The 2,960-nt window shown below is 68.9% G+C and carries 4 protein-coding genes; 2 read left to right on the plus strand and 2 right to left on the minus strand.

What is annotated here, in order from left to right; all coding sequences use genetic code 11:
- Positions 1–536 (minus strand): response regulator (locus WA805_RS29120; RefSeq protein ID WP_425243921.1); only part of this gene is annotated, 536 nt, incomplete at its 3' end.
- 97 nt (positions 537–633) lie between these two features.
- A complete protein-coding gene (locus WA805_RS29125; RefSeq protein WP_422290490.1) occupies positions 634–1,302 on the minus strand; it encodes a septum formation family protein in 669 nt (222 codons plus the stop codon).
- A 145-nt stretch (positions 1,303–1,447) separates the two neighbouring features.
- On the opposite strand from WA805_RS29125, the gene WA805_RS29130 reads away from it, so the two are divergent.
- Together WA805_RS29130 and recA are read left to right on the plus strand one after the other, a co-directional pair.
- Entirely contained in the window at positions 1,448–1,642 is a 195-nt protein-coding gene (locus WA805_RS29130) for a DUF3046 domain-containing protein (RefSeq protein ID WP_422276476.1), read from the plus strand.
- A 225-nt stretch (positions 1,643–1,867) separates the two neighbouring features.
- Positions 1,868–2,960, plus strand: a 1,093-nt coding sequence (gene recA / locus WA805_RS29135) for a recombinase RecA (protein WP_425243922.1), incomplete at its 3' end; no start/stop codon positions are given.

Genomic DNA, 2,960 nt, shown 5'->3' on the forward strand with positions numbered 1-2,960 from the left:
GCCGACACCCGCAGCCGCGGGTCGCGCAGCACCGGCTGCGGCAGCAGCCCGTGCTCGAGCCGGGCGTTCTCGCGCGCGTTGATCCGCGCGGTGTGCAGCTGCCGCTGGGTCTCGTCCCAGTGGCGGCGCTCCATCGCGTACCGGATGACCCGCTGCAGGGTCGCGCCGGAGACCTCGCCCTTGACCAGGTAGTCCTGCGCGCCGGCGCGCACGGCCTGCTCGCCGAGGTGCTCGTCGGTCAGCCCGGTCAGCACCACGGTCGCCGCCTCCGGGTAATGCTGCAGCATCCAGCGCAGTGCCTGCAGGCCGCGGGCGTCGGGCAGGCCGAGGTCGAGCAGCACGCACGCCGCGCCGGGGATGAGCCGCCGCGCGTCAGCCAGCGAGCGCGCCCGCTCCATCACCACGTCGGCGTCCGCCTCAGCGAGCAGTTCCTGCACGAGGAACGCGTCGCCGTCGTCGTCCTCGATCAGCAGCACCCGCAGTGGCACGGCATGCTGCGCGAAGCCGGCGCCGCCGGGTGCGGGGTTAGCCGCCATGAGCACCTACGCGGAAGGTGTCAGCTGGCTGAAGTCGGTCGTCCATAGAGGGCAGCCAGCATAGTGGCCGCCACCCTCGGCGAGAACATGACAGCTTTTAACAGCAGGTTTTAACAACAGGTAACGAGGCGCCGCGGACGGATTGGGTCAGCTGGCCGCTGACCGCCTGCACCTCGCAGATCACCGTCCTGGTGCCTCCCGTCCAGGCAACCCGGTTGGGGAACACGTACGACTGCGCCAGGCTGATGGCGAGCTGCGGGTTCAGGTACCCCGTGAGCCGGCTGGCACAGCCGGAGCTGGCCTCGTTCCGCACCGCGGTCGTCCCCGGCCACGCCGAGGCCGGCAGCGCGAACGTGGCGAACACCTCCGCCTGATGCGGAGCGGAACAGGGCAGCACGGAGACGACCTGCCCGTTCGGGACGCTGACGCAGTCTCCCGTCTGCAGCTTGAAGACGGCGGACTCGTGGTACTTGATCGTGACGGGTTTCTTGAAGCCGTGGGTGAGCGCGCCGACGGTGCCGATCGCGCCGCCGACGATCGCCAGCGCGGCGACGGCAAACACCGCGGCGAGCAGCAGGCCGCGGCGGCGGTGCCCAGGCCCGAGCGCCTCGGCCTCGTCGACCGGCTCGGCCAGGCCGACCAGCTCGGTCGGTTCGACTTCCTCGGGGAGCTCTACGGGGTCCAGCTCAACAGGATCGCCGGGGGCAGCGTGCCCGGCGGTTTCCGGCAGCTCAGCGGGCTCGCCCTCTGCGGCTTCCAACGACATGCTGCTCCTGCTTCGCGGTGCCGGACGCTCGCTTGACGCGCCCCTTAATATTCAACTTCCCCATCTGCGGCGGTGGCATTCCGGTTCAGCGTGCCCGAGTTACCTGCGGGTTCCTTGAGAGCCCGCGGCCGGTAGCCTGGGTGCCGTGCGGCTGACGGAATTCTGGGCGCGGATGAAAGAGCAGTTCGGTGACGTGTACGCCGAGAGCCTCGCGAAAGATTACGTTCTGTCGAACCTTGGTGGGCGTACCGTGAACAAGGCGCTGGCCGACGGCGAGGATCCGAAGGTCGTCTGGCGCGCCGTGTGCGACACGTTCAACGTCCCCGACTCCCTCCGCTAGCCCCTTTATCCCGAACGGGCCCGTGGTTCCCGTCGTCCCTCAATCGAACAAGCCGGCGTGTCTTGCCTGCGCTCGAATAACCGTTCCCCTATAGTAGACATGTCGGGGCCGTTGTATGCGGTCCGGAGCGCGTTTTCGCTGGTCCGTGCGGTGCTGCCGGAAATGTCAGTGGTGGCGCGTAGCGTAGGCGACCTGAACCTAACTACAACCCGGCAGGGAGTCCTCATGGCACCAAGCGGCAAGCCGGCCCCGGAAAGGGCCGGTGACAGGGATAAGGCTCTGGAGGCCGCACTCGTCCAGATCGAGCGGCAGTTCGGCAAGGGCTCGGTCATGCGGCTCGGCGATCATCCGCGGGTACCCATCGACGTGATCCCCACGGGGTCGATCGCCCTCGACGTGGCGCTGGGCCTCGGCGGGCTGCCGCGCGGCCGGATCGTCGAGATATACGGCCCGGAGAGCAGCGGTAAGACCACCGTGGCGCTGCACGCCCTGGCGAACGCGCAGAAGGCGGGCGGCATCGCCGCGTTCATCGACGCCGAGCACGCGCTCGACCCGGCCTACGCCCAGAAGCTGGGCGTGGACACCGACGCGCTGCTCGTCTCTCAGCCGGACACCGGCGAGCAGGCGCTGGAGATCATGGACATGCTGATCCGCTCGGGCGCGATCGACGTCGTGGTCATCGACTCGGTCGCCGCGCTGGTGCCCAAGGCCGAAATCGAGGGCGAGATGGGCGACAGCCACGTCGGCCTCCAGGCGCGGCTCATGTCCCAGGCGCTCCGCAAGATCACCGGCGCGCTGAGCCAGACCAAGACCACCGCCATCTTCATCAACCAGCTGCGGGAGAAGGTGGGCGTCATGTTCGGCTCGCCGGAGACCACCAGCGGCGGTAAGGCGCTGAAGTTCTACGCCTCGGTCCGCCTCGACATCCGCAGGATCGAGACGCTCAAGGACGGTACGGAGTCGGTCGGCAACAGGACCCGCGTCAAGGTCGTCAAGAACAAGCTCGCCCCGCCGTTCCGCAACGCGGAGTTCGACATCCTGTACGGCATCGGGATCAGCCGCGAGGGCAGCCTCATCGACCTCGGTGTCGAGCAGGGGATCGTCCGCAAGGCGGGCGCCTGGTACACCTACGAGGGCGACCAGCTCGGGCAGGGCAAGGAGAACGCACGGACCTTCCTGCACGACAACGAGGACCTGGCCAACGAGATCGAGAAGAAGATCAAGGAGAAGCTCGGCGTCGGCCCGCGCCTGGACGCGGACGCCAGCGCGCCCTCAGCCGGTCCCGCAGGCCCCGCGGGTCAGTCGCCCGGGCCCGCAG

It is taken from the genome of Trebonia sp., from assembly GCF_049794275.1.
Classification (GTDB): Bacteria; Actinomycetota; Actinomycetes; order Streptosporangiales; family Streptosporangiaceae; genus Trebonia.